This is a genomic window from Aerococcus viridans, assembly GCF_001543285.1.
Taxonomy (GTDB): Bacteria; Bacillota; Bacilli; order Lactobacillales; family Aerococcaceae; genus Aerococcus; species Aerococcus viridans.
Genome location: NZ_CP014164.1, coordinates 253,248 through 273,486, shown reverse-complemented (window position 1 = coordinate 273,486; position 20,239 = coordinate 253,248). Strand labels below are relative to the sequence as shown.

11 protein-coding genes, 3 tRNA genes, 1 pseudogene and 1 riboswitch are annotated in these 20,239 nt (G+C 42.4%); of the genes and pseudogenes, 3 read left to right on the top strand and 12 right to left on the bottom strand.

What is annotated here, in order from left to right:
* Positions 1 to 53 precede the first annotated feature (53 nt).
* The 6 genes from holB to AWM76_RS01240 all read right to left on the bottom strand — a co-directional run bounded on the left by holB (position 54) and on the right by AWM76_RS01240 (position 6,304).
* On the bottom strand, positions 54 to 1,067 hold the full coding sequence (gene holB / locus AWM76_RS01265) for a DNA polymerase III subunit delta' (protein ID WP_003141634.1): 1,014 nt from the start codon (positions 1,065 to 1,067) through the stop codon (positions 54 to 56).
* A gap of 57 nt (positions 1,068 to 1,124) precedes the next feature.
* Positions 1,125 to 1,784 (bottom strand): dTMP kinase, encoded by a 660-nt coding sequence (gene tmk, locus AWM76_RS01260; RefSeq protein ID WP_003141632.1) that lies wholly within the window; start codon positions 1,782 to 1,784, stop codon positions 1,125 to 1,127.
* Positions 1,785 to 1,814: 30 nt separating this feature from the next.
* Positions 1,815 to 2,414: a recombination mediator RecR gene (gene recR / locus AWM76_RS01255; protein ID WP_003141630.1), complete on the bottom strand. Its 600-nt coding sequence runs from the start codon at positions 2,412 to 2,414 to the stop codon at positions 1,815 to 1,817.
* Positions 2,415 to 2,627: 213 nt separating this feature from the next.
* Entirely contained in the window at positions 2,628 to 2,942 is a 315-nt protein-coding gene (locus AWM76_RS01250; protein ID WP_003141629.1) for a YbaB/EbfC family nucleoid-associated protein, read from the bottom strand.
* A 75-nt stretch (positions 2,943 to 3,017) separates the two neighbouring features.
* The gene (gene dnaX, locus AWM76_RS01245) at positions 3,018 to 4,865 is read right to left on the bottom strand and encodes a DNA polymerase III subunit gamma/tau (RefSeq protein WP_039934987.1); all 1,848 of its coding nucleotides are present in this window, start codon (positions 4,863 to 4,865) and stop codon (positions 3,018 to 3,020) included.
* A gap of 203 nt (positions 4,866 to 5,068) precedes the next feature.
* Positions 5,069 to 6,304 (bottom strand): RNA-guided endonuclease TnpB family protein, encoded by a 1,236-nt coding sequence (locus AWM76_RS01240; protein ID WP_060779311.1) that lies wholly within the window; start codon positions 6,302 to 6,304, stop codon positions 5,069 to 5,071.
* A 368-nt stretch (positions 6,305 to 6,672) separates the two neighbouring features.
* Positions 6,673 to 6,761: riboswitch (SMK box riboswitch) on the top strand.
* Between AWM76_RS01240 and metK the strand changes: the two genes are divergently transcribed.
* Positions 6,759 to 7,934, top strand: coding sequence for a methionine adenosyltransferase (gene metK / locus AWM76_RS01235; protein WP_003142625.1), 1,176 nt, complete (start codon positions 6,759 to 6,761; stop codon positions 7,932 to 7,934). Its footprint overlaps the riboswitch before it by 3 nt.
* Before the next feature lie 96 nt (positions 7,935 to 8,030).
* Here metK and AWM76_RS01230 read toward each other — a convergent pair whose 3' ends face one another.
* The 4 genes from AWM76_RS01230 to AWM76_RS01215 form a co-directional block, all read right to left on the bottom strand.
* Positions 8,031 to 10,376 (bottom strand): HAD-IC family P-type ATPase, encoded by a 2,346-nt coding sequence (locus tag AWM76_RS01230; protein WP_039935652.1) that lies wholly within the window; start codon positions 10,374 to 10,376, stop codon positions 8,031 to 8,033.
* Positions 10,377 to 10,571: 195 nt separating this feature from the next.
* Positions 10,572 to 10,644, bottom strand: a tRNA-Thr gene (locus tag AWM76_RS01225).
* 25 nt (positions 10,645 to 10,669) lie between these two features.
* Positions 10,670 to 10,742 (bottom strand) — tRNA-Lys (locus tag AWM76_RS01220).
* 1 nt (position 10,743) lies between these two features.
* Positions 10,744 to 10,819, bottom strand: a tRNA-Val gene (locus AWM76_RS01215).
* Between the two features lie 157 nt (positions 10,820 to 10,976).
* Here AWM76_RS01215 and AWM76_RS01210 point away from each other — a divergent pair.
* On the top strand, positions 10,977 to 11,693 hold the full coding sequence (locus AWM76_RS01210) for a prepilin peptidase (protein ID WP_003142623.1): 717 nt from the start codon (positions 10,977 to 10,979) through the stop codon (positions 11,691 to 11,693).
* 31 nt (positions 11,694 to 11,724) lie between these two features.
* A complete protein-coding gene (locus AWM76_RS01205; RefSeq protein WP_003142621.1) occupies positions 11,725 to 12,564 on the top strand; it encodes a hypothetical protein in 840 nt (279 codons plus the stop codon).
* Between the two features lie 63 nt (positions 12,565 to 12,627).
* On the opposite strand, the gene rpoC is transcribed toward AWM76_RS01205, so the two are convergent.
* A complete protein-coding gene (gene rpoC, locus AWM76_RS01200) occupies positions 12,628 to 16,284 on the bottom strand; it encodes a DNA-directed RNA polymerase subunit beta' (RefSeq protein WP_003142619.1) in 3,657 nt (1,218 codons plus the stop codon).
* 149 nt (positions 16,285 to 16,433) lie between these two features.
* A pseudogene (gene rpoB / locus AWM76_RS01195) lies at positions 16,434 to 19,898 on the bottom strand (DNA-directed RNA polymerase subunit beta); the annotation flags it as partial.
* Positions 19,899 to 20,239: the final 341 nt, after the last annotated feature.

Genomic DNA, 20,239 nt, shown 5'->3' with positions numbered 1-20,239 from the left:
ACTAACTACGATTGCAATTTTCGACATCATTGGCGTTCTTTAAGCATTTCTGCCTATTTTTTCCAGTAGGCTAATACCATATATTCCATAGCGGACTGTACACTCACATTCGATTGGATCATCCGCTGTGCTTGTCCTACTAAATGTAGGGCTTTTGTCGCGTCTGCTACTGTTATTTTATTGACCATGCCTTGGTATTTACCAAAGTCATTCGGAAAGACCAATTGCGCTTGATTGTCTTGTCCCTGGTCTGGATGCAGGCGTAAATATAATAAATCATGGAAATGAAAGGCCACTAAACTTAGGGCCTGAATCATATCCGCCCTACCCTTAGGACCCTTCATCCAGTCTGACGCCACCATCGTTAGACCACGAGGGTCCTTTTTCACGATTAAATCTACCCACTGCAAGGACCAGTTGAGTCGTTGCTGGAAATCTTCATTCTCTGCCAACGCCGTCGCTTCACCCACATCATTTGTTAAAGCAGTCAGAGTCGCCGCCATACTTGGCTTAATCCCCGCTTCCTCAAATAGGACTTGTAAGTCCACCTTGTTTAATTGGGGGAAATGAATCATCTGGCAACGAGACACAATCGTGGACAGGATCGCGTCCCTATTATTGGTGAGGAGGAAAATATAGACATTTTCATGTGGTTCCTCGATAAACTTCAACAAAGAATTGGCTGCGTTGACAGTCATTTTCTCTGCTTCATGGATAATAAAAATTTGGTTGTCTCCTTCAAGTGAGGACATGGACAACCGTTCTTTTAGGTCTCTCGTTTGGTCAATTTTAATGGTATTCCCGTCCGGTTCTATATGATAAACATCCGGATAGTCAGCGGACAATATCCGACGACAATGGTTACATGTCCCGCAAGGTATCCCCTTGTCAGCTGGATTGAGGCAATTCAAATAGGCCGCTAAATATAGGGCCATATCTTCTTGACCAGAACCTACCATGCCTTCAAAAATATAGGCGTGGCCAAGGCGGTTATTGACGAGGACCCGGTCCATCATAGCGGTTAAATCCGCTTGCTTCTTGGCGATATCAAAATGTTCGTGTGCCATTGATGGACTCCTTTCCATTGCTTTAAGGCGCTTTAAAGATTTGAATGTTTAGCTGAATTAACGAAATAAAGTTGGGAAATGGCTTTCTAAAATAGCCAAGGCATCCCGCTGCATACTTTCAGGGTCTTGGGTGGCATCAATAACTTGAATCCGTTCTGGAAAACGGTCTTTCAAGACGCCATACCCTTTATGAACCCGTTGATGGAAATCAATGGCTTCAACGTCCAGGCGGTTTTGTTCAGCCTGACTGCGGTTGGCTTGAATCCGGCGAATCCCCTCTTCAGCCGTAATATCTAAATACAAGGTCAAGTCGGGTTGGCGGCCATCTGTTGCGAATTGGTTGATGGCAATAATCCCCTCTTCCCCAATTTCACGACCGTAGCCTTGGTAGGCAATTGACGAGTCGACGAACCGGTCACATAAGACCATGTGCCCAGCTTCAAGTGCAGGCAGTACGGTATGGACTAAATGTTGACGACGGCTCGCTGCGTATAAAAGGGCTTCAGCTCTAGGATCTAGGGCCACGTTCTCCGGGCTTAAAATCACTTCTCTGATTTGTTCAGCAATCGGGTCGCCACCTGGCTCGCGCGTCAGCTTTAAAGGCACAGCTAGCTTTTCTTCAAGTTTCGCTGTTAGTCCCTGAATAAGGGTCGTTTTACCTGCGCCATCGGGTCCTTCAACAGTAATAAATTTCCCAGCAAATTTTTGTTTATCCATGAGGTCTCCTTAAAATCTGTTATAGACTAGTTAATCGATGTCACGGCGGCCTTCAAGGGCACGCAATAGGGTCATCTCGTCCGCATACTCAATGTCACTGCCGACAGATAAACCATAAGCAATCCGCGATACTTGAATGCCTGCAGGTTTAATCAAACGAGACAGGTAGGTTGCGGTCGCTTCCCCTTCAGCTGTCGCATTGGTCGCCACAATCACTTCCTTGATCTGGTCATCTTGCAGACGGGTCAATAGAGGTTGGATATTCAAATCTTCCGGTCCAGTCCCTTCCATTGGTGACAAGACCCCGTGCAAGACATGGTAGAGGCCGTGATACTCACGCATTCGTTCCATAGACACCACATCACGCACCTGCTCCACCACTAAAATCCGTGACCGGTCGCGGTTTTCATCCGCACAGATTTCGCAAGGATCAGACTGGGTAATATTCCCACAAACTGAGCAATAACGTAGCTCACGCTTGGCATCTACCAAGGAAGACGCAAATTGAAGTACATCCGCCTCAGGCATGTCCAAGACGAAGAAGGCCAACCTTGACGCTGTCTTTGCGCCAATCCCTGGTAACTTACTAAAAGAATCGATTAACTTGGCAATTGGTTCTGGATATTGCATTCTCTACACCCCTGCATCTAACTTTCCTTACATTTTAAACCTTTTTGATAAAAGGATAACACGCTGACAAAATGAGACACCAACACTAGGTAGCTATGCTCATAATCTAACTGTCCCTGTCTGTAATACCCTATCTTATCAAAAATACCATGGATAGTCTCCTACCCATGGTAAAAAATGGTTGTTCATGGTCAACCATAAACTTTGTTTTGACTATAGTCCTGGGATACCTTTTGTATATTTACCCATAACGTTTGCAGTTTCAGTGTCTACTTTTTCAAGTCCGTTGTTGACTGCTTCAATCAATAAGTCCTGTAACATATCAACGTCTTCTGGATCGACTGCATCCGGTTTGATGTTGATTGCTTTCACACGGCGGTCACCTGTTACCGTCACATTCACCATGCCTGATGGTTCAGTCCCTTGAAACTCTTTTGTTTCAATATTCTTTTGTTCTGACTCCATCTCTTGTTGCATCTTTTGCATTTTACGCATCATTTGTTGCATATTTGCCATTCCGCCTGCCATTTTATCGTCTCCTTTTAGCTTTTCATATTTTTTAACTTACATATTCATTGTCATTTTGGCATCAAGCCCCATGACCTAATCATCTATTATTGTAACATTATCCTTACCAAATAGTGAAGTTGCTTGATCGATCTGCTCTTGACGCAAACGAGATTCTTCATCATTCAATCCGTTCTCATCCAGCCCATCATCCACCGCTTCATCTTCCTGGGTAAAGGCCTCAGCATCCGTTGCCGACCCCTTAGTAGCCACCGCATCATTCCCCACCAAGTCGCCCAATTCGCCATTCTTCATGGCTTGGACATAACTTTGACGGGCAGACTGCCATTGGTCGCTCGTTAAATAGTACATCTTCGTTGGATGACCTAATTGATTAGATAGCAACCGCTCAATTTCTTGACGGGTCTCCGTATCGTCATCCACCTTCTTGCACAAGATTTCATAATCAAACCGAACTACGAAGGCATTTGGTGATGCTGCCGCTGGGAAAGTTGCCTTTAATAAGGCCGCCTGCATACTTGGTAGACTCTCAATTAGACCTTCCCATAAATTAGCAATATCATTCAAGTCTTTCTTAGTCGCTTGATTTAAGACTTGGAAGACCTTCGTCAGATTTGGCGTAAAGGCCGTCGCATTCCCTGACCGCTTAGCCGGCTTACTTGGTGCAGGTTTAGCTGGCTCTTTGCTCCCATTTTGAACCTGTGCCGTTAAATTTGCCACTTGTTCTTGCAATTCAGCTAACGCTTGACTCACTTGCGTTGGCAAGACATGGTCACCTTCTTGGTTAGCCACCACTTGTTGGTTACCACTTTGACCAACAGCCGCCTGACCACCGATTTGACTGGCTACCTGGACCGTCGCGACCTCTAGATAGATCGTTGGTTGCAATGAAAAACGAATTTCTGCCTGTGTTTCTCGGAAGACTTTCATCATCTTATACAAGACATTCACATCAATCGTTTTCGCTAGACTATAAAAGGCTTCGTCATAACGTTGGGTCAAATCTTCAATCTCAGCCGTATCCGCCTTGGTTTCCTTGGCAATCATTAAATCACGCACAAAAACCAACTGCTCTTCCACAAAACGCGCCGCATCTTGACCACCAGCCATTAAAGCATGTAAGTGGTCTAAAGCTGCCGTCACTTGTCCATTAGCTAAGGCCTCCGTATATTCAACCAACTGCTCTTCAGACAAGGCCCCCGTTACCAAACGACTCGTTTCAAGTGATAAAGTCCCATCGGAAAAGGAAATCACCTGGTCTAACAAGGATAAGGCATCCCGCATCCCACCGTTCGCCGCACGGGCAATCACAGCTAAAGCGCCGTTCTCAAATTCAATCCCGTCTTGGTCTAAAATAAAAGCCATCCGGTCTTCAATCGATTGACGTGAAATGCGTTTAAAGTCAAAACGTTGGGTTCTTGAAATAATCGTTGCAGGTATCTTATGCGGCTCAGTCGTTGCTAATATAAAAATGACATTAGCTGGCGGTTCTTCTAAGGTTTTTAATAAAGCATTGAAAGCACCCGTTGAAAGCATGTGGACCTCATCAATGATATAGACCTTATATTGCGCTTCCGTTGGCGCATAGCGAACCTTATCACGGATATCACGAATCTCCTCAACCCCGTTGTTAGAAGCTGCATCGATTTCAATCACATCCGGCAAAGTGCCGTCCGTAATGGCCCGGCAAATCTCACATTCATTACATGGTTCCCCATCCACCTGGTTTGGACAGTTGATCGCTTTCGATAGAATTTTAGCCGCACTCGTCTTACCAGTACCTCTTGGACCCGTAAACAAGTAAGCGTGACTCGTTTTGCCAGTTCGAATGGCATTTTGCAGCGTACGCGCAACAGCCTCTTGGCCAACAATATCTCCAAATGTCTGCGGCCGCCAAACGCGGTATAATGCTTGGTAACTCATCGCTGCCTCCTTAAACTTGCTACATTTAATCATCTCGAACATTATAACATCAACTACTCTCTGTTAAAACAGAGAGTTTGTCCTAAACATGGTGGTTGTACAAACGATATAATATCTCCAACCGTTTAAAGACACTAAGGGATGGTTGACTGGCACCCCATCAGTAAGCGGTCTGTAGACACTTACCGAATATTGTTTTACGTTTAATAATTTTGTATTGGCACAACTTTTTCAAACCGCGGGTTTTTCTCACTCGACAGATATCGGTGACCCAATTCTTGAATATTGATAGCTGCCACACGGTCATCATTTGATTGATACCCACAATTCTGACAAGTAAACAAGTGCTTACCTTGTTGTCTATTAGCTTTATCAATTGATTCGCATTTCGGACAACGTTGGGACGTAAATTGTGCGGATACTTTTAAAACTTGCGAACCACTTTCTAAAGCTTTATACATTAACTTTTCTTCAAAATCGAAGAATCGCCATGAATGGTGTTCATACCGTGCATCTTGCTTACGATGGTGAGTCGTGTTAAAAGTAACGTTCGTAAGATCTTCCAACACAAACAAGGTATTGGCCCCGTATCGATCAACGAGTGTCTTTGATAATTGATGGTTCACATCATTCATCCAGCGGTTCTCTCGTCTTTCAATTGTTTTAAGGCGTCTACGACTTGATTTGGTGTTCTTCGCTTGTAAGGACTGGCGCAATTCCTTAAAACGCCGTCTTTTCTTCATCAAGCTTTTACCCGAATAGAAGGGAGTATGAGTTGTATCATCCGCAATAGTTAGTATCTGTCTTAAACCACGGTCAATGCCTACAATCCGTTGAATATTAGTTTCATCTGGGCTGTCTATCTCTTTACTTGCGGACACGTGTAAGAACCACTTACCCTTACGACAGCGTAATTCAGCTTGACCGAACTTGTAAGCATTCTGGCTAAATTGTTGAAGATAAGCGATATGTTGCTTATCACAAGACACTTTAATTCGTCCTTGATTGGTCGTCAGTGAATAGGTATTGTTTTGGTGATAAGCGTAGTTACGATTACGTACGAACACAGCGACTGGTTGCTTAAACCCTAGGGGTTTCGTTAAATGGTAAAGGTCTTTATATAGCGTATGATATTTACCTGTATGGATATCTTTATAACGCTTAGGTTTTTGTTTAAACTGTGTTTTCACGGTCTTATATCTCGCGATTACCGTACGCATCACGGACTGGGCCATTTGCGATTGCAGCCCAAAATCCTGACGTATCTGATGATACAAGGCGTTGTGCAAAGTCGTTTGACCTAATTCAAAGTCATGGTCAAAGATATATGTCGAAACAAAATTACAAGCGTTTAAAAACTGTTGTTGGGTTTCTTCGAACTTTTCAATATCACTAGCACTTGGGTATAATTGCACTTTAATCGTTTTCGTTAACTGCATCTTATCACCTCTTTTCTCTTAAAATACATTATACTATCTATTTAGAGAAAACATAAACGATAACCTAGTAAAATCAACAAAAAGAGGGGCTGGGACAAAAGGTCTCTCAAAAAAATACACTCCCAAAACTATGAACTTTTTTGTTCAGTAGTGGGAGTGTATTTTTCTATATCTTTATAAAAATAAACGAAAGTGGGACTACTTTTTTCGCAAAAGTAGTTTTGTCCCAGCCTCTTGTAAATGAAACTATAGTAAGGCAATTAATGCAGGGTTATCTTAATCTTAAAAATAGTCTATAAAAACTTATCAGAAAATTGAAAATACCGCCATTTTCCCGTTACTATTCCCTTCATATCATGTATAATGGGGGACGTTACAATAAATTCTTCCCGATAGGGTTTGCTTAGGCAAAAATTCCTTGTAACCATAAAATTTATATTTTGGGGGAAACAACATGAATAAACGACTATTTACTTCTGAATCAGTCACAGAAGGACATCCAGATAAGGTTGCTGACCAAATTTCTGATGCCATTCTTGACGCGATTCTTGCACAAGACCCACAAGCTCGTGTCGCTTGCGAAACTGCCGTCAATACAGGACTTGTCCTAGTATTCGGTGAGGTCACAACTAGCGCATATGTGGATATCCAAAAAATCGTTCGCGACACCGTCCGTGAAATTGGTTACCGTGACGGCAAATTCGGCTTCGACGCTGACTCCATCGCCGTATTGGTCTCACTAGACGAACAATCACCCGACATCGCACAAGGTGTTGACGATGCCATTGAAACTCGGGAAAAGGGCGAAGTGGACAACAAGTTGATCGGTGCTGGAGACCAAGGGATTATGTTCGGTTACGCAACAGACGAAACACCAGAGTTAATGCCAATGCCCATTGCATTAAGTCACCGCCTATCTCGCCGACTAGCTGAAGTCCGTAAAAGTGGTGAATTAAACTACTTAGGTCCAGACGGTAAGACACAAGTAACGATGGAATACGATGACAACAACCAACCACAACGTATTGATACCATCGTCATTTCAACACAACATACTGAAGGTATTGAATTAGACCAAATCCGCCAAGACGTGATTAAACACGTTGTTGAGCCAACTATGCCAGAAAACTGGTTAGATGAAAACACACGTTACTTCATCAACCCAACTGGTAAGTTTGTATCTGGTGGTCCAGAAGCCGATTCAGGTTTAACTGGTCGTAAAATTATCGTCGACACTTACGGTGGGTCTGCTCACCACGGTGGTGGGGCCTTCTCAGGTAAAGACGCCACTAAAGTTGACCGGTCTGCTTCATACGCGGCTCGCTATATTGCTAAAAACTTGGTTGCAGCTGGCTTAGCGCGTAAAGTTGAGATCCAATTAGCCTATGCTATTGGGGTTGCAGAACCTGTATCTATTGGGATTGACACATTCGGTACAAGTGATGTATCTGAAATTGATTTAGTTGCTTTAGTTCGCGATAACTTTGACTTAACACCAAATGGTATTATCGACATGTTATCTCTTCGTCAACCAATCTTCAGCAAGACTGCTACTTACGGCCACTTTGGTCGTGATGACCAAGACTTTACTTGGGAAAAAACAGATAAGGTCGACATCTTGAAGAAATAACACAAACAAACCCCAGTAAGGCGGCTCATCGAGGCTACTTACTGGGGTTTTCTGTGTCTATTTGTTGTGAGCTTTACATGCAAAGATGCGGTTGATTTAAAAATTCATCCGTGTGAAAAATGCTTTGAAACGATCTTGATAGCGGTTGACCATTTTCCAAAAGGCAAAAGCGAGAGCCAACAAGGCGAGACTGATTAGGGTTTCGTTAGCAGTCATGGGTTGGATGGTCAGAATATCTGAAAAATGCGGCAAGACCAGTGCGACGGCAAGCATGGCAAAGGTTGCGGTTGATGCGAGAAAGAGACGCAACTTGTTAAACGGGAGGCAGGACTGCCATACCGCAAATAAAGAGACGCCGGTCAACATGACATAGTCAAAGGTCCGAGCGGTTTCAAAGTCGATTATGCCCAGTTTCACCATGACTAAGGAGGCGAAAATGGCTACAGACACCGTTAAGGCTGAAGGTAGCGCAGCGGCAAGGGATTTGGGTAGGAACCGCTCTTTAACTTGCTGGTTATTAGGTTCAAATGACGTGAAGAAGGCAGGATAGCCCTCGATAAAGGCATCAATCATGGTAATTTGTAAGGGAATAAATGGAAACGGGAAATTCAAGGCAATACAAATTAGGGTCACGATTAAAGAATATAGGGTTTTGATAAAGAATACGCTTGATGACCGAGTGATGTTGTTGACCACACGGCGGCCTTCAGAAATGACCGCTGGTAAGTCACCAAAGTCTGAATTGACCAGAATCAAATCGGCCATTTGACGGGTTGCCCCGTCCCCTTCAGCCATAGTGATGGATAAGTCAGCTTGTGACAAGGCTAAAATATCATTGACCCCGTCACCTGTCATCCCAACAATATGGTCTTCGTCTTGAAATTCAGCTACCAAAAGTTTCTTTTGTTGAGGTGAGACCCGGCCGAAAACATTGTATTGGTGTGCTGCTGCTCTTACATCCGCTTCAGCTTGAATTTGACTCATATCAATCGCTTGGGCGTCGCCTGCGAGTCCTGCGTTCTTAGCAACTCTGGCAACGGTTTGCGGGTTGTCACCTGAAATAATTTTGATGTCCACACCCTCATTTTGGAAAAATTCCAGAGTAGATTTAGAATTGGGGCGAATTGGATCACTCAAGGTGATGTAGCCAATTGGTTTGATTGCTAAGTTGGCGATTTCAGTCTTGTCGTCTAGTAGGTCAGTCGATTGTCCCACCAACAAGACCCGCAGGCCGTCATTTTGCGCGGTGATTACTTGCTCAATCGGTTCGTCGATAAGGTATTCAGCTGCACCAACGAAAATTGTACCGGCTCCTTCAAAGCTGATAGCACCCCACTTCCGCTCAGATGAAAAGGGCGTGACTTGTAAGGCTTCTAAAGTAGAGACTTGGCCGTCGAAGTGGTCTTTCAAAGCCGTCATGGTTAAATTACTATCGGTTGATGCGGTTGTATAATTGGCCAATTTGGCTAGTAAATCCTTGTCGGAGATACTGTTTAGTGGAAAAATCCCCTCCACTGACATCTTTCCTTGCGTGATTGTCCCAGTCTTGTCTAAACACAGCATATCCATGTGAGCCAAGGCTTCAACAGCGTACATGTTTTGCACGAGGACATTCTTTTTGCCTAGTTTTAAAACAGCAGTTGAAAGGGCTAGTGAAATCAACAATACCAGACCTTTAGGCAGCATGCCAATCAGGGCAGCCACCGAGTTTATAACCGCCACATCTACTGTGTCACTTCGTAGGAAAAAGGCTTGCAAGAACAAGAGTATCCCTAGTGGCACAATGATGTAAGAGGTAAACTTGGCAATCTTCTTAATGGCATCGGTTAATTCAGAACGGGCGTATGGTTGAGACTTAGTTTCAGCCACCAACTGCTCTGCGTAATTGTCGTCCCCAACATGGATCAACTCAGCCAGCAATTGCCCACTGGTCAAATAAGAACCGGATAATAACTCATCGCCTGCTTGTTTTAAAATGGCATCCGACTCACCCGTTAAAAGGGACTCATTCACTTCGCTGGACCCGTCCACCACGTTGGCGTCTGACGGAACCTGGTCACCACTTTCAAGGATAATCAAGTCGCCAACCACCAATTCAGTAGATGGCACAATGGCTTCCTGACGATTTCGGATCACCTTAACTGGTTTATTGGATAAAATGGTCAACTTGCTGACCAAATCGCGGGCTCTAAGCTCTTGGACAATCCCAATAATAATATTCAATATAATGATGGCAATAAAGGCCATATTAGAATAAGCGCCAACCAGTAACAATAAGAAGGCCAATAGGAAGTTTAAAGCATTAAATAGGGTAAAAAAGTTCTCTATAATAATTTCAGCCGTCGTTTTTTGGGTAGAATGACTAGTTTGGTTAACCTGGCCTTCAGCCACTTTGGCCTGGACTTCTTCATCCGTTAGACCTTGGTATTGATCGTTCCACATTAATTTACATCCTCCATTTTCCATTCCTCATTTTATTGCTATTTTATTTCCCCATAAAAGTCCATTATACGCCAGATAAAGATATATAAACTTAAAGATTTATTTAGCTTTCCCTTAAGAAAACAAAATTGTCGAAAAAACGTAGTAAAGAACAAAAAACTCCTCCATCTTTCGATGAAGGAGTTTTTCTATATATGCCGGCTAAAGGACTTGAACCCTCGACCCTCTGATTACAAATCAGATGCTCTACCAACTGAGCTAAGCCGGCAAATATGTTTTATTCAAAATGAATATGACCCGTGTAGGATTCGAACCTACGACCCACTGATTAAAAGTCAGTTGCTCTACCAACTGAGCTAACGAGTCATGGTGGAGAATGAGGGGCTCGAACCCCCGACATCCTGCTTGTAAGGCAGACGCTCTCCCAGCTGAGCTAATTCTCCGTAAATATTTCAATTAGTTATCTGTCAAAGACAACTACTAAATAATACCATCTGATTTAGACACTGTCAACACAATTTCCATAAAAAAATTTATTTTTCGTCATTTTTTAGCGCATCGGCAGAAAAAATTCGTATATAAACCATATGGAGGTTGAAAATGATATCGTTTGTTTATTATACCATTCTATTGGTCCTTTTTGCTAGTCTTGCTTCATTTTTTATGGTGGTTGGCTCAAGAACAGTCCTTGGACAATCCTTTATCCACGGTCGTTCCAAGTGCGACAATTGCCATGTCCCGATTTCACCCTTAGCTTTGATACCAATCATCGGTTACGGCCTATCAACAGGTAAATGTCAGACTTGCCGCCAGCCAATTCCACTGATTTATCCACTTTCTGAAGGATTTTTCGCTATATTCTCTTTCTTGTTTTTTCTGAACCATACGACTGAAACAGCAATTCTTCTCTTCCTGATTTTTACTATCCTTCTCATCATGACCAGTGCCGATCTGGCTTTACACATCATACCAGACCGGTTTCAAGTCATATTATTATTAGTTGTGATTAATTATCTATATCGAAATCCGGACATAGCACACTTAACCCACATTACCTTTTCCCTATTAGTCTTCACTACTTTAATCACCTGCAATCACCTGCTTCATCAAGGTATTGGTGGTGGCGACATTAAAGCACTGGTAGTCTTAGCTCTAATGCTCGGTCCCTTAAACTTCTCATACCTTCTTTTAATCGCTAGCGGTCTAGCCCTATGTCACATCTTTTATTTGAAAATCAGACATACGACCTTTCCAACTGGTCTGCCATTTATCCCTTACTTATTCTTTGCCTATCCCATCATCTTCTATATACTGTAATTAGCAAGGTATAGAACGTGAGGGAGAGAATATGCAGATTCAACACACTTTTATCCAGGGTAAATATGACCAGCCAGTTTTATGCGAGGACGCTCTTTTTACAAATGAGTATTTCATCGCAGTTGTAGATGGGGTGACTTCAAAATCGAATTTCACCCATGAGGGCATGAAAACTGGCAAAATAGCATCCAATATCATCAAAGACTTCTTAGCCACACTAGATCCGCAGGCCTCTATCGAGACAGTTATTTCGGACGTTAACCAAGCTTTCGAGGACAAATTTTATGCACATGTGGATTTCCCACTAAACCGAATCGAACATGGTCCACAAGCTGCCATGGCATTGTATTCTGACTTTCACAAGTGTATCTACTTAATTGGGGATTGTCAGGCTAGTGTAAACGGGCAATTATATACCCAATCAAAGGCATCTGATGCTATTTTAAGTGCATTCAGGTCTCTCATCTTGCATATCAACCCTAACCAACACCAAGAAGCTAGGGACGCCATTATGCCCTATTTAGTTTCCACAAACACATTCACCAACAAGGCTGATACACGGTTTGGTTATTCGGTTTTAAACGGACAGAAGATCCCAAGCTGCTTAATCATATCTATACCTGTTCAAGCTGGAGATGAAATTGTCCTAACATCAGATGGTTATCCAGAAATCAGGCCAACTTTTGAAGAAACCGAGGCATATCTACAAGAAATTATCCACAACGATCCGGATTTAATTGACCAATTTATTTCCACAAAAGGCGTCACCCCTGACCAAGTCAGCTTCGATGACCGGTCTTATATTGCCTTCAAAGTAATGGCCCGGTCGTCAATTTCAAAATCTTCTCTCTATAAAACACAAAATCCCTAGACCAATTTGGCCTAGGGATTTTTTCTCGTCTGAATATTCATTTGTCGTTTCTACAATGGTGTATTAGTTTTCTTGAATACTTGAGTAGTCAATTTGGCTAATTTCAGCATCTTCATCTACTTCTTCGCCGTAGATTAGTTGTTGTGTGTCACCGATTTTTTTCGGTTCCATTTCACGGTAACGAGCCATACCTGTACCTGCAGGGATGATTTTACCGATAATAACGTTTTCTTTCAATCCAAGTAAGTGGTCTTCTTTACCACGGATAGCCGCGTCAGTTAAGACTTTAGTTGTTTCTTGGAATGAGGCTGCAGATAGGAAACTGTTAGTTTCTAAGGCTGCTTTAGTGATACCTAATAATACTGGACGCGCTGTTGCAGGTAGTTCACCTGAACGGATCGCTTCAGTATTGGCATCTGTAAAGTCTGCAGTATCCATTAATTTACCTGGTAACAAGTCTGTTGAACCTGGGTCAAGGACACGTACTTTGCGTAGCATTTGACGAACCATAACCTCCACGTGTTTATCATTAATGTCTACCCCTTGCGAGCGGTATACACGTTGAACTTCATCTAACATGTATGTTTCAACAGTTAGTGTGTTTGTTACACGTAGCAAGTCTTTAGGATCGATTGAACCTTCTGTTAATTGTTGTCCACGGTGAACAGTATCGCCTTCAGCAACATTCATACGCGCTGTGTAAGGTACTTTGTACTCACGAGAGTCTGTCATACCTTTAACAAATACTGTCTTCGTACGGCTTGCTTCGTCTTCTTCGATTGCTTCGATTTCTCCAGCAACCTCCGTAATTACGGCACGACCTTTTGGATGACGTGCTTCAACAATCTCTTGGATACGAGGAAGACCTTGAGTGATGTCATCACCGGCAACCCCACCAGTATGGAATGTACGCATTGTTAACTGTGTACCTGGCTCACCGATAGATTGTGCAGCAATTGTACCAACTGCCTCCCCTACTTCTACCTCTTGGTTAGTAGATAGGTCGCGTCCGTAACAATGTTTACATACACCGTGACGAGTGTTACATGTGAAGGCTGAACGAATTGTTACTTGCTCAACACCAGCTTCAACGATGCGGCGAGCAGTTTGTTCGTTGACTAATTCGTTGTGGTTCGCAATGATTTCGCCAGTTTCTGGATGACGTACTTCTTTTTGTAAGTAACGGCCAGTCACACGTTCTTCAAGTGTTTCAATCACTTCGTTCCCATTCTTGATTGCTTCAATCGCTAAACCACGGTCAGTGCCACAGTCTGCTTCACGAATGATTACATCTTGGGCAACGTCAACAAGACGACGAGTCAAGTAACCTGAATCGGCTGTCTTAAGGGCCGTATCGGTCATACCTTTACGGGCACCGTGAGTCGAGATAAACATCTCTTGTACGGTCAAACCTTCACGGAAGTTAGACAAGATTGGTAACTCGATGATTTTACCGTTAGGTCCGGCCATCAAACCACGCATACCAGCAAGTTGGGTAAAGTTAGAGATGTTACCACGGGCACCTGAATCGGACATGATGAAGAATGGGTTATCTTGATCAAGTGAGTTCATTAGGGCAATTTGGATTTCATCTTTTACTTTGTTCCAAGTATCGATAACTTGGTCATAACGTTCGTCGTCTGTAATCAAACCACGACGGTATTGTTTTGTAATCTTGTCAACACGGTCATGTCCTTTTTGGATAGACGCCGCTTTTGATTCTAGGTTTGTAATATCTGCCACACCTACGGTAATACCAGAACGTGTAGAATATTTGAAACCTAAATCTTTCATTTTATCCAAGATAATTGAAGTTTCAGTGATTCTAGATACTTTAAATACTTGTGCGATGATACGCGCTAAGTATTTTTTCTTAAATGGTGAAACCATATCTTGACGACTAATGAACTCTTTCACGTCTGTACCTGGTTCCATAATGAACTTATCAGATAGAGATGATTCTAAGTTTTCAGTTGTTGGTTCGTTGATGTACGGGAACTCTTCAGGCATTACCTCGTTAAAGAATAATTTACCGATAGTTGTCACCATCAATTTACCTTTTTGGTTTTCAGTCCAAGGTTTTTTAGGTAATGCATCTGTTGGGAAGGCAACACGTGTATGTAATTGCACGTAACCATTCGTATAGGCGATATGCGCTTCATTAATAGAAGACATTAACATACCTTCACCCATTACTTCAGGTTCTTCCATTGTCAGGTAGTAGTTACCTAAGACCATATCTTGAGACGGTGTAACAACTGGTTGACCATCTTTAGGGTTCAAGATATGCGTTGCAGCTAGCATTAATAAACGGGCTTCTGCTTGTGCTTCTTCCCCTAATGGTAAATGGACCGCCATTTGGTCACCATCGAAGTCGGCATTGTAGGCTTCACACACAAGTGGGTGAAGACGAATTGCTTTACCTTCAACTAAGACCGGTTCAAAGGCTTGAATACCTAAACGGTGTAAGGTAGGTGCGCGGTTCAATAGAACTGGATGTTCACGAATGATTTCGCCTAAAACGTCCCAAACATCTTCATCTTGATGTTCAATTTTACGTTTGGCGTGTTTCACGTTGATTGCCATATCGCGAGCAACTAATTCACGCATTAAGAATGGTTTGAATAATTCAAGCGCCATTTCTTTTGGTAAACCAGCTTGATACATCTTCAATGAAGGACCAACAACGATTACAGAACGACCAGAGTAGTCAACACGTTTACCAAGTAAGTTTTGACGGAAACGTCCTTGCTTACCTTTAAGCATGTGTGACAATGATTTCAATGGACGGTTACCTGGACCAGTAACTGGACGACCACGACGACCGTTATCGAATAGCGCATCAACCGCTTCTTGTAACATACGTTTTTCATTTTGCACGATAATATTTGGTGCATTTAAGTCTAATAGACGTTTCAAACGGTTGTTACGGTTGATTACACGACGATATAAGTCGTTCAAGTCAGACGTAGCGAAACGGCCACCATCTAATTGAACCATTGGGCGTAATTCTGGTGGGATAACTGGAATAACATCCATTACCATCCACGCAGGATCGTTACCTGATTTACGGAAAGCATCTAAAACGTCTAAACGACGGATTGCACGTGTACGTTTTTGACCTTTAGCTGTTTTTAATTCTTCTTTTAAGTCGGCAACTTCGCTATCAATTTGCACTTGTGATAACAAGGTCTTGATGGCGTCAGCACCCATTGCTGCTTTAAAGCCTTCACCGTACTCGCGTTTGTTATCGCGGTACTCTTTTTCAGATAACAATTGTTTGTAATCTAATGGCGTATCACCTGCATCTGTTACAACGTAAGATGCGAAGTAGATAACTTCTTCAAGCGAACGTGGGCTCATGTCTAACATCAAGCCCATACGAGATGGGATACCTTTGAAGTACCAAATATGTGTTACAGGTGTCGCTAATTCAATGTGACCCATACGTTCACGACGTACTTTAGAACGTGTAACTTCAACGCCACAGCGGTCACAGACAACACCAGCATAGCGAATGCCCTTGTATTTACCACAAGAACATTCCCAGTCCTTAGAAGGTCCAAAGATTCTTTCATCAAAGAGACCTTCTTTTTCTGATTTAAGTGTACGGTAGTTGATGGTTTCGGGTTTCTTAACCTCACCGTAAGACCATGATCTGATCTTGTCTGGTGAAGCTAACCCGATACGCATGCTTTCAAATCTATTTACATCTACCAAGGGGCCAACCTCCCTTATCTAATTTGCCCAAATTATTCGTTTACTTGTTTTTGTGCAGTGATTTCATTTGCTTGTGATTCAACAGTTGCATCTGCATCAACCGCATTTTCTTTGTTTTCTTGATCTTTTTTAGGGAAGCCCGGTGTTACTTCATCCATGTCACGTAAATCTACTGCTTTCTTATCAGAGTCTAATACTTCAATGTCTAGACCTAATGATTGCAACTCTTTAACTAATACACGGAATGACTCAGGTACACCTGGTTTTGGAATTGGTTCACCTTTAACGATAGCTTCGTATGTTTGTACACGTCCTACAACGTCATCTGACTTGTAAGTCAAGATTTCTTGTAATGTATATGCCGCACCGTATGCTTCTAGTGCCCAAACCTCCATCTCACCGAAACGTTGTCCACCAAATTGTGCTTTACCACCCAATGGTTGTTGTGTAACAAGTGAGTAAGGACCTGTTGAACGCGCATGTAATTTGTCGTCGACCATGTGAGACAGTTTCAAGTAGTACATTACCCCTACAGAAACACGGTTGTCGAATGGTTCACCTGTACGACCATCGTAAAGTACAGTTTTAGCGTCGCTTGCCATACCTGCTTCTTTGATTGTTTCCCATACGTCTTCTTCGTTGGCACCGTCAAATACTGGTGTTGCAATGTGGATGCCCATTTCGCGTGCAGCCATACCTAAATGCAACTCTAATACTTGCCCGATGTTCATACGAGAAGGTACCCCTAGAGGGTTCAACATGATATCAACTGGTGTTCCGTCTGGCATGTAAGGCATGTCTTCTTGAGGTAAGATACGAGACACAACCCCTTTGTTACCATGACGTCCGGCCATCTTATCTCCAACTTGGATCTTACGTTTTTGGATGATGTAAACACGGACTAACATAGAAACACCTGGTGATAATTCGTCGCCGTTTTCACGGTAGAATACTTTCACATCGTTAACGATACCGCCACCACCATGTGGTACGCGTAATGATGTATCACGAACTTCACGTGCTTTTTCACCGAAGATAGCGTGTAATAAGTGCTCTTCTGCTGATAATTCAGTTACCCCTTTAGGCGTTACTTTACCAACTAAGATGTCACCATCTTTCACTTCAGCACCAATACGGATGATTCCGCGTTCATCAAGATTGCGTAATGAATCTTCACCAACGTTAGGAATTTCACGTGTGATTTCTTCAGGTCCTAATTTAGTGTCACGCGCTTCAGATTCTAATTCATCAATATGAATAGAAGTATAGACATCGTCTTTCACTAAACGTTCAGACATGATAACCGCATCCTCGTAGTTATAACCGTCCCAAGTCATGAAGGCGATTAATGGGTTTTGACCTAAAGCCATTTCCCCATTTTCCATTGAAGGTCCGTTCGCTAGGATTTCGCCAGCTGTAACAGATTCACCAATAGTCACGTTAGGTGTTTGGTTGTAAGACGCTGAGGCATTTGAGCGGTGGTATTTGATTAATGGGTACTTGTCTAAAGCACCATCTTCACGGCGTACACGGATTTCACGTGCATCAACGTATTCAACAACACCATCAAATTGGGCAACGACTGCTGCACCGGAGTCAGCTGCAGCTTTATGTTCCATACCAGTACCAACTAGTGGTGCATGTGGTTGTAACAATGGCACAGCTTGACGTTGCATGTTAGCACCCATCAAGGCACGGTTAGAGTCATCGTTTTCCAAGAAAGGAATTGACGCTGTTGCAACAGATACTACCTGTTTAGGTGAAACGTCCATGTAGTCAACACGTTCAGGTTTCACTTCGATATTTTCTTCAACGTAACGAGCCATAACAATTTCTTCTGCGAATGAACCGTCTTCGTTCAAGATAGAGTTACCTTGGGCGATAACGAAATTATCTTCTTCGTCAGCTGTTAGGTAGTCGATACGGTCTGTTACTTTATGTGTGTTCCAGTCAACACGGCGGTATGGTGTTTCAATGAAACCAAATTCATTGATTTTCGCATATGACGCCAAGTTGTTGATCAAACCAATGTTTGGTCCCTCAGGTGTTTCGATTGGACACATACGACCGTAGTGAGAGTAGTGAACGTCACGAACTTCATATCCAGCACGGTCACGAGTCAAACCACCAGGTCCTAAGGCAGATAGACGACGTTTGTGCGTCAACTCACCTAATGGGTTGGTTTGGTCCATGAATTGAGACAATTGAGAAGAACCGAAGAACTCTTTGATTGACGCAACTACTGGACGGATGTTGATTAATTGTTGTGGCGTTACTTTTTCAATGTCTTGGATAGACATACGTTCACGTACAACACGTTCCATACGAGATAACCCGATACGGAATTGGTTTTGTAATAATTCACCAACTGAACGAATACGACGGTTACCTAAATGGTCGATGTCGTCTGTTTTACCAATACCTTCATATAATCCTAAGAAGTAGTTTAATGAAGCTAACACGTCAGCAATTGTTAGGGCACGAGCTTCTCTACCTGGGCTCGCGTTACCAATAACGTTGATTACTCGGTCAGCGTCTTTAGGTGCTTGGATTTTAATGATCTGTACATCAACAGGTTCTGTTAGGACAGCATCATCATTTGGATATAATGTTGTCACGTTTAAACCATTGTCAAAATATGGCTCTAATTTATCCATGATTTCGCGGTTTAGTTCAGTACCTTTATCCGCTAAGATTTCACCAGTTTCTGGATCAACCAAAGTTTCAGCCAAGATTTGGTTGAATAAGCGGTTTTTAATATCTAACTTTTTGTTTACTTTGTAACGACCAACGGCAGCTAAATCATAGCGACGTGGGTCAAAGAAACGAGCAGTTAATAAGTTACGAGATGAATCTGCAGTTTTTGGTTCACCTGGACGTAGACGTTCGTAAATTTCTTTTAAGGCTTCTTCTGTACGAGAATCAGATAAGTCTTTGTGGACATCTTTTTCTAAAGTTAATTCTAATGTTTCGCTTTCTCCGAAGATTTCACGAATTTGGTCATCAGAAGAGAAACCTAATGCACGCATCAATACTGACATTGGCACTTTACGTGTACGGTCAATACGTACGTAAGAGATGTTTTTCGCATCTGTTTCCATTTCTAACCATGCACCACGGTTAGGGATTACAGTGGTACCAAATGATTGGCGACCATTTTTATCTAATTTGTCGTGGAAGTAGACACCTGGAGAACGCACTAATTGAGAAACGATTACACGTTCCGCACCATTGATGATAAACGTACCACCATCAGTCATTAGTGGGAAATCGCCGAAGAATACTTCTTGATCCTTAATTTCACCAGTTTCTTTATTCATTAAGCGCAATTTAACATAAATTGGCGCTGAGTAGTTTGTGTCATGTGCACGTGCTTCTGCTAAGTTGTATTTAGCTTCTTTAAATGAATAATCAACAAATTCTAAGGCTAATTTACCAGCATGATCTTCAATAGGAGAAATGTCTTCAAACATTTCTTTCATCCCTTGATCCAAGAACCATTTGTATGAGTCCGTTTGGATTTCAATCAAGTTTGGCAATTCTAGCACTTCATTAATACGTGAGTAACTGCGGCGAACGCGATGTTTACCGAAATTGACATTATGCCCAGTCATTAAAAGCCACCTCTCCGAAATTTAAACTGTTAGAATTTAATGAGAATTTGATAAGAAAATGCTCATTAAGGCCTTTTTACCCTAAAAATGGGCAAAAAAATAACAAAAGATGATTTGACTTTCCTGTCATTACCTTTTGTTTTTGCCTAGAAACGCGTCCGGACAATATTTCGGCACGTCCCAATCCAATTAATAATATACAGAACTTATAATACACCATTTCCACTTCCGTGTCAACGATTAATGCTGTTTGAAAAATTAAACAGATCAAATTACCCAGAGATTCAAACGCAAACTAATTCTTAAAATTTTACTTAGTGGATAAAGTATATTTTTTCGCG